General features: G+C 49.3%; 8 protein-coding genes. 6 read left to right on the forward strand and 2 right to left on the reverse strand.

Annotation, left to right across the window (positions count from 1 at the left end; translation table 11 throughout):
* Positions 1-221 (forward strand): hypothetical protein (locus KDK14_RS14690; protein ID WP_257265922.1); only part of this gene is annotated, 221 nt, incomplete at its 5' end.
* On the opposite strand, the gene KDK14_RS14695 is transcribed toward KDK14_RS14690, so the two are convergent.
* The gene (locus KDK14_RS14695; RefSeq protein ID WP_257265923.1) at positions 185-2590 is read right to left on the reverse strand and encodes a hypothetical protein; all 2406 of its coding nucleotides are present in this window, start codon (positions 2588-2590) and stop codon (positions 185-187) included. The two genes, KDK14_RS14690 and KDK14_RS14695, sit on opposite strands and share 37 nt — an antisense overlap.
* Positions 2591-3051: 461 nt before the next feature.
* Here KDK14_RS14695 and pcnB point away from each other — a divergent pair, with 461 nt between their 5' ends.
* The 4 genes from pcnB to panC all read left to right on the forward strand — a co-directional run bounded on the left by pcnB (position 3052) and on the right by panC (position 6798).
* Positions 3052-4503 carry a polynucleotide adenylyltransferase PcnB gene (gene pcnB / locus KDK14_RS14700; protein WP_257265924.1) on the forward strand — a complete coding sequence of 484 codons (1452 nt, stop codon included), beginning with the start codon at positions 3052-3054 and terminating at the stop codon, positions 4501-4503.
* A complete protein-coding gene (gene folK, locus KDK14_RS14705; protein ID WP_257265925.1) occupies positions 4503-5003 on the forward strand; it encodes a 2-amino-4-hydroxy-6-hydroxymethyldihydropteridine diphosphokinase in 501 nt (166 codons plus the stop codon). The genes pcnB and folK overlap by 1 nt, the downstream gene beginning before the upstream one ends.
* A 129-nt stretch (positions 5004-5132) precedes the next feature.
* Positions 5133-5927 carry a 3-methyl-2-oxobutanoate hydroxymethyltransferase gene (gene panB / locus KDK14_RS14710; RefSeq protein WP_257265926.1) on the forward strand — a complete coding sequence of 265 codons (795 nt, stop codon included), beginning with the start codon at positions 5133-5135 and terminating at the stop codon, positions 5925-5927.
* Between the two features lie 16 nt (positions 5928-5943).
* Complete coding sequence (gene panC / locus KDK14_RS14715; protein WP_257265927.1) at positions 5944-6798, forward strand: pantoate--beta-alanine ligase; 855 nt, start codon at positions 5944-5946, stop codon at positions 6796-6798.
* A 1-nt stretch (position 6799) separates the two neighbouring features.
* On the opposite strand, the gene KDK14_RS14720 is transcribed toward panC, so the two are convergent.
* The gene (locus KDK14_RS14720; RefSeq protein WP_257265928.1) at positions 6800-6964 is read right to left on the reverse strand and encodes a hypothetical protein; all 165 of its coding nucleotides are present in this window, start codon (positions 6962-6964) and stop codon (positions 6800-6802) included.
* Positions 6965-7309: 345 nt separating this feature from the next.
* Here KDK14_RS14720 and KDK14_RS14725 point away from each other — a divergent pair, with 345 nt between their 5' ends.
* Complete coding sequence (locus KDK14_RS14725) at positions 7310-7774, forward strand: hypothetical protein (RefSeq protein ID WP_257265929.1); 465 nt, start codon at positions 7310-7312, stop codon at positions 7772-7774.
* Positions 7775-7822: the final 48 nt, after the last annotated feature.

Raw genomic sequence — 7822 nt, forward strand, 5'->3', positions numbered from 1 at the left:
TTATTAAACAAAACCAAAATTTTTTTGTTTTGTTTTGCTGTAAATGTACTACTTTGGACAAAAAAAAGTTTTGCTTGGCAAATAAAAAGTATTTACCTTACAAAACGGAAATTTTTCCACAATTAATTCCCCTCTTCCATCCAGACGACCTTATGGTAGAAGATCGTCAAGATGGGTACTACTTTCAGACAGCCTCATCAATTTCCATTGGCACTACCTGATAATTATCTCCCATTGGCAATACCTGATGATCATCTTCCATTGGCAATACCTGATGATTATCGTCGATTGGCTTATCCTTTATGGCCGACATTGCCTGGTCCATCAACATGATTGACCAAGCCTGGCCACTGGCACCTCCACCATAAACTTTTTTTCCTGCATCCAGGTTATACCATTCACTTAGACCTTTGCGTTTTTCACCTGCCTCGAGCAATTTCGACAGCAGCGCATCGATCTCTGGGGTACGTTCCATATGTTCGACCAGAGTAGCAATTACCCGGTATTCGATCTGCGGCCATACCAGAAAACCTTTGCTTTCCTGCAGCATTCCTATTTCCTTTGCGTCTGCCATATTGATGGGAGAGAACGCATGCAGACCAGCGTCAGTCACTTGTGTGCTGATCAGTCTCACTGCCGCCGGGTGATCTCCCGGATTGACCAGCCCGTTTTCAATGGCCAGTGCCAGCCCCTGCAGGTTGACTTCCTCACCCGCCAAAAATTTCTTGTTGGCATTAACCAGGGGTTTGATATATTCCACAGGCGCGGTTTTGGACTTGCGGTCTGTTCGATGAGCCGAATCGACAAAGTCCCTTGGGGCAAATCTGCCGTCCTTGTCATAGAGAAAGGTTTCTTGAATCAACTGGCTGAACTTCGCCAGTTCAGCTTTGACGTCGGCCTGCGGATTATTACCAAGCAAGGCTTTAATAAAGCCGGAAACGGGCGTTTTTCCGAGTGGGTAATGTCTACTCAGTTCACTCCTGAGCTCGGGGCCGATCTCATCCATATGACGGGCCAGTCCGTTGAGGCCCTGATAGAGAAAACAGGCATTACTGCACAACAGTTTCTCATACATCCAGGTGTCGAGCATGTCACGGTTATCGCCACCTTGAGGCAAGCCATTGTTCGGGTCCAGTACGCTCTTGTCAAGGTAGGCCATGGCACGGGCAAGGTTGGGGATCAGCTCCCGAACCTGGTTGATTTGCTCTTGGCTGTTGGCAAGATCCAGCAGTTTGGCCATAGAGCGAATGAAGTGAATTTCACCGTCGGTGGTGCCCGGCGTTAATGTGCGAAGGGTGTCGGACAGTAAGCCATTCAGGGTATGGCTCGGTCTTGGCAAATCATCGGCCTTGCCATCCATTTCGGCTCGTTTGTCAGCCTCTTGATAAGAGGAATAAAGCTGGTCCAGTTTGGCCTTCAGCTCTTGCGGTGCGATGGTTTTCAGGGACTGTGAATCCAGCGTGGGCAGGGTGATATCGGGATAATTCTCTGCTACAAAGTCACTCAGTTGATGGTACCAGCCAAGCCCGTTGTCACCTCCAAGTGCTCGGTAGTAGACAAATTCGGCCAATGACTGGTCGGTAATCACTACCTGAGGTATCAGTCCATTGTCGTCCTGCTTGCGGGCAATGGTTGCCAGGGAATTGGTCAGCTGATTGAAGGCCTCAGGGGAGACGAGGTCTTGCGGGTTCAGGGTTTGTATCTCAATGCCAAAATCACGCATCCATACCGTTTGCCTGTAGCGCTCCCCGAGGGATGCAGGCAGCCCCAGGCTGATCAGGGTTTGCTTCATGGTCTGCACGAGACGTAGTTTGTCTTCACCGCTCTGTTCATTAATGAATTTTTGCAGGGCATTCTTGATTGCCTGATTCAGGCCTTTTTCCCGGGTCAGCTTACCTCCGGAATAGGTCACCCAGAAGTCCCTGACACCTTGTTTCAGCAGAGCTTCAATCACCCTCTGGCGCAGGCCTTGAACTTGTGGCTGCGGTACAGCGTCGTTTGCGTCACAACCTTCTTCATGACCAAAAACCATCAAGTTGAAGAGCTTTTTCTGCTCAACGTCAAGTTTTTCGTATCTGGAGTGGAAATCGTAGGTGTTTTCGCGCGAGCCTAAAAAGTTCAGGATCTCCTCCGTTATCATGCCAACTTGCTCGTTATCCACCCGAACAGGAACCGCAACGGATTCACCATAGTATTCTTTGCCATTGATTTTTACGCAAACAGCGGCAACGTCTGACAGTGGCAGACCTTCCCTGGTGGTGTCGACCCGCAAGCCGTTTTCAAAACTCACATAGATAGTGGGTTCTACCACCTGTACTGAAGAACTCTGTGACTGGTTTTGCTCGGCCCACATTTTCTCGACCACAGAGATCCGGCTGCGGGCTCCATATTCAATGTCCTCACCCACCGGCTGAGTGGGTGTTTGCAGACGTGGCATCTCCGGTTTTATTTTATAAGTGCGATAATTTGAACCGAAAATCCTGCTAATGGCCTGTTCACCGGAACCAACTTTCTCACGGTTCGACGTAGTAAATACCAGATTGAATTTATTACCGGGGAAAATGCCAATACCACTTGTTTCGTTACTCATTGAGATCAACCTATCGTTTGCGTTGTGAAAAATATTTTGTGTACGTACGGGCAATTTGGACAGGCAAGGTTGTGATTGGTTCCCGCTATCGGTAAAAAAATTTGAAGTACTTATATACCAAATGTCGTCAATCACCATTATCATTGCACCACCGTACCGTCTCGAAAATTTCCGGCAGGTGGCTTAATCAATGTTGATCAAATATTGATCAAAACCGACAGCAGTTGTCGTTGATAACAAGACCAGTCGCTGATAGCAAGACCCATGGAGTGCTGGCAAAGGCGGTGCTATCATAGGCGATGATCCTCGATGTTCTATCCTCCGGGTCAAGTCGGTAAAGATGGCAGTTGGGTCAAAAGTCACAAACAAACACGGTAGTACACTTTATTCATGCAACGTTTTTTTAAACAAACCCTGCTTTTTAAACAAACCCTGCAAAAGCTATGATGCCAGGCACCGGAATGTTCAGTTTTACAACAGCGATTGTTGTCCTGGTGCTTGGAGGCACATTTATTTTCTGGCTCATGCGTATCAGAAATCGGTCAAAACGCCATCGGCCCACAGTTGATTCAAGGGGCGATCCTCAAAAAACCGTTATCCCCCGGGATCAACATCCGGTTTCCCGTCGTTACATCAACGAGCATGCGCTCAAAGTCATTAACCGATTGACCGGTCACGGCTATGAAGCTTATCTGGTCGGCGGGTGTATCCGCGATCTCTACCTTGATCTTCACCCCAAAGATTTTGATGTGACCACCAATGCCAGTCCTGAAGAGGTTCGCAGGCTGTTTAGTAATTCCCGATTGATTGGTCGACGTTTCAAACTGGTCCATGTGCTGTTCGGTCGTGAAATGATTGAAGTAGCCACCTTCCGTGCCAGCCATGAGCAGCACCATGGTCGTGAAAAGTCCCGCCACTCGAAGTCCGGCAGAATTCTCCGGGATAATGTTTATGGCTCCATGGAAGATGACGCCATGCGCCGGGATTTTACCGTCAACGCCCTGTACTACGATGGGCGCGACTGCAGTGTTGTTGATTTCTGTAACGGGGTTGATGACATTCGCACCGGCACCCTGCGACTGATTGGCGATCCGGTTACCCGTTACCATGAAGACCCGGTGCGAATGCTCAGGGCCATACGGTTTGCAGCCAAACTCAACTTCACTATGGCACCGGCAACAGAGCAACCCATTCGTGAGCTTGGGTCGCTGTTGCGTGATATTCCAGCCGCACGATTGTTTGATGAGGTTTTGAAGCTGCTGCAGTCTGGTCATGGCGTCCGTACGTTTGAATTACTGCAGGATTACCAGTTGTTTGATGCCCTGTTTCCGGCCACGGGGCATAGTTTGCAAGAACAGGACGATCATGCCGGTCAGCTGATTATTGAAGCATTGAAAAGTACCGACAGGCGCGTCAGACAAGACCGCCCGGTGACACCGGCATTCCTGTTCGCCGCACTTTTATGGACGCCCATGCGACGAATGGCCAGCCAGCTTATGGACCAGGGAGTGCCTCCTGTTCCGGCATTCCAACAGGCATCCATGACGGTGATCACTAACCAGTGTCATCACACGGCTATTCCCCGCCGGTTCTCCATGGTGGTTCGTGATATCTGGGATCTGCAGGTACGACTGGAACACCGACAACCCAAACTGATTGAAACCTTGCTGGAACACCCCAAATTTCGTGCTGCCTATGACTTCCTGGTACTCCGGGAGCAATCCGGTGAAAACCTGTCGGCGGCGGGGCTATGGTGGACCCAGATACAGGAACTGGATGAACACGACCGCCATGCCATGATCAGATCGCTTGCCGACAAAGGTCAGAAAACGCAGGGCAGAAAACGCAGAAGACGCAGGCGCAAACCCCGTTCCGGTGATGCATCGTCGCCTTCTCAAACCGGAGAGTCCTGATGGCAGAAACCGCTTATGTAGCACTGGGTAGCAACCTTGAGCAACCGGACCTTCAGCTGCAGCGTGCCGTAGATGCCATTGACAGTGCGCCGCAAATAACGGTTTCTGCCTGTTCCAGACTCTACCGCAGTGACCCGGTTGGTCCTTCTGGCCAGCCGGATTACTGCAATGCAGTGGTGGCGGTGAATACTACATTGGCACCGCTCAGGCTTCTGGATGCCCTGCAGTCGATAGAAAACGCCCATGGTCGTGTGCGCTCGGTACGCTGGGGACCAAGGACTCTGGATCTGGATATCATTCTGTTTGGCAACCGGCGTATTGAGTCAGAACGACTGACCGTTCCTCATTATCAGATGCAGGTTCGCAACTTTGTGCTTTGCCCTCTGCTGGATGTTGCACCGGAGCTTGAACTTCCGGATGGTACGCCATTGCAAGTAATGGTTGATGAACTGGGGTACCAGGGGTTGACTGTCATAGCCGACAGTTACCCATGGATTTGAACCGTCCGGGTTTTCGCAAGTCCGGGGTTTGGCAAGGATAGTGACGTGAATTTTGTGCCAGACCCCTGACTGACAACCATCCACACTTCTCGTATAATCCGCGACTGCAACTAACCAAGGTATTTACCCATGGCTAAAGTCACCCTGAGTGTCCTGTCCGAGATGAAAAAAGCGGGTGAGAAATTCACTAGCCTGACTGCCTATGATTCCACTCAGGCTCATCTGGCCAGCACTCAGGGCGTGGAAGTGATACTGGTGGGTGACTCCCTTGGCAATGTCTGTCAGGGGCAAACCAGTACGGTTCCCGTGACTGTGGACGACATGTGTTATCACACCCGCTGTGTCAGCACCAAAGCGGGTGACGCCATGTTAATGGCCGACCTGCCATTCGCTTCCTACACCAGTGAGCAGCAGGCGCTGACCAACGCAACCCGGCTGATGCAGGCGGGTGCTGAAATCGTCAAGCTGGAAGGTGAAGCCTGGCTGGCACCCATCGTTACCCGCCTGCGTGAGCAGGGTATTCCTTCATGCGTCCACCTTGGCCTGACACCACAGTCGGTGCATGTTCTGGGTGGCTACAAAGTTCAGGGGCGGGATGAAGCCCGCGCCAATGCCATGATTGAAGCCGCCACCCAGCTGGAAAAGGCCGGTGCCGCCATTCTGGTGCTGGAGTGCGTGCCTTCGGTGCTGGCCCGGGAAATCACCCATGCCGTTCAGATTCCGGTGATTGGTATTGGTGCCGGTGCTGACCCGGACGGTCAGGTGCTGGTGATCTACGACATGCTGAATATGACCGCCGGACGCAAACCCGGATTCGTGAAAAACTTTATGGCGGAAGGGGGGTCTGCGCAGGATGCGGTGGCTACCTATGTCAAAGAAGTCAAGAACGGCACTTTCCCGGGTCCGGAACACGGCTTCGACTAAACGGATAGCACCCATCATGCAAACTGTACACTCTATTGCGGAAGTTCAGGAACTTGTTGGCACCCGTAAATCGGCAGGTCTGTGTATTGGTTTTGTCCCGACCATGGGTAACCTGCACGGTGGGCATCTGACCCTGGTGGAGAAAGCCCGGGCAAGCTGCGACTTTGTGGTGGTGAGTATTTATGTTAACCCCTTGCAGTTTGGCCCTAACGAAGACTATGACTCCTATCCACGAACCATGGAACAGGACCAGCAGCTGCTGATGGATCATGGCGTTGATTTGCTTTACGCCGCCAGCACCCATGAAATCTACCCGGAAGGCAGTGAACACCACACCCATGTGAGTGTCGATGTACTCGATGGTATGCACTGCGGAAGTAGCCGACCCGGTTTCTTCCGGGGCATCGCCACGGTGGTCACCAAACTGTTCAACATTGTGCGCCCGGATATCGCGGTATTTGGTGAAAAGGATTTCCAGCAGCTGACCATTATTCGCAAAATGGTACAAGACATGGTGATGCCGGTTGACATTCTCGGTGCACCCATTGCCCGGGAACCTTCCGGCCTGGCCATGAGTTCGCGCAATGGGTATCTGACCCCGGAAGAGCGGGGTGAGATAGCGCCAGCTCTTTATCGCTGCCTGAGGGAAGCCAAAGGCGCGATTCAGGCGGGCGAAACCGACTTTGACCTGCTGCGCAGAAATGCATTCGCCCAACTGGCCCAGGCCGGGTTCAAGCCGGATTACTTTAATATCTGCAATCCACAAACGCTGCTGCCCGCTACCCATAATGAGCAGTCACTGGTCATTCTTGCGGCTGGCTACCTGGGCAAGGCGCGGTTGATTGATAATATTTACTTCAATCGAAAATAATTTACGCCACTGGATTCAGATTTTTTAATCCGGTTTTAATAGAAAACAAGGCTATTTTTTTTGGTATTTGTTTTGCCTGCAGAATGATCTTTACAGTCAATGTTTTGCTAATAGGCTCCCCAATCATCCACGTAAAAACGCTGAGCCCCTTTTTGGCTGAAGCCATTTTTCCTGAATTAAGGTTTCTTAACAAATGGTTATTTACAGAGTAATGTATTTTAATTCGATAAAAATAGTGAGCATGACAAATGCAGGTCACCAATCACCAATGTTGCATCCTTTTTAGGCTCTGCTACCTTGCCTTTCACAAACTATTCTGGTTTTGAAGTATTGTCAGATCGGTCTTGTTCGGCATGAAAAGTTTACTATTAAAAGTCACTATTAAAAGTCGCTATTAGTTGTTGTTTTTGTGGAACAATGATCAGCTTTTAACAAGAGCGATTGAATAACGGATATAAAGTTTTTTCTGAATTCTTTGATTTTTTGTTAACTGGATAATCACTTTTATATTATGAATGAATTAATTTCACCTAGTGCTTTGATTGGGAACTCAAGCTTCCTGCCTGTAATTGAAAAAAAGCAAAATAAAGATCCTGATTCCATCATGACGATGGATCAATCAAGACGATGCGTTAACACATATCATGTTGAACAAGGTAAAGTTTATTTTCCTTTTTATAAAACCACCAATGATGGCAAAACCCAGAACAAAAGTGTACATTTTGATTTGGATGAGCTGCGCAAATTTCTTAAAGATAATATTGATACCAATAGTACCCGGGATATTGAGCCCATCCCAGATAAGTGTATTAATCAGGGTAGTCCAGCTGTTTCAATTATTACGCCAATATTAAAAATATATCCAACCGAATCAGCCAGTCAATCAGGTGAACTTACAACAAACATGACGAGGGAGCCGACTATTATTTTGAGTACTGAGGGAGGTATTGCTGAAAGTGCGCAAAATAAAACCTGATTACCACTGATCGTACGTCATGATACAGAGAAAGTTTATTTAAGAATA

Origin of the sequence: Endozoicomonas sp. ONNA2, from assembly GCF_024606365.1 — a bacterium.
GTDB lineage: Bacteria > Pseudomonadota > Gammaproteobacteria > Pseudomonadales > Endozoicomonadaceae > Endozoicomonas.

Excerpts from the sequence above, each read along its gene's own strand:
- KDK14_RS14695 (WP_257265923.1), bottom strand. The coding sequence starts at position 2,590 with ATGAGTAACGAAACAAGTGGTATTGGCATTTTCCCCGGTAATAAATTC.
- pcnB (WP_257265924.1), top strand. The coding sequence starts at position 3,052 with ATGTTCAGTTTTACAACAGCGATTGTTGTCCTGGTGCTTGGAGGCACA.
- folK (WP_257265925.1), top strand. The coding sequence starts at position 4,503 with ATGGCAGAAACCGCTTATGTAGCACTGGGTAGCAACCTTGAGCAACCG.
- panB (WP_257265926.1), top strand. The coding sequence starts at position 5,133 with ATGGCTAAAGTCACCCTGAGTGTCCTGTCCGAGATGAAAAAAGCGGGT.
- panC (WP_257265927.1), top strand. The coding sequence starts at position 5,944 with ATGCAAACTGTACACTCTATTGCGGAAGTTCAGGAACTTGTTGGCACC.
- KDK14_RS14720 (WP_257265928.1), bottom strand. The coding sequence starts at position 6,964 with ATGGCTTCAGCCAAAAAGGGGCTCAGCGTTTTTACGTGGATGATTGGG.
- KDK14_RS14725 (WP_257265929.1), top strand. The coding sequence starts at position 7,310 with ATGAATGAATTAATTTCACCTAGTGCTTTGATTGGGAACTCAAGCTTC.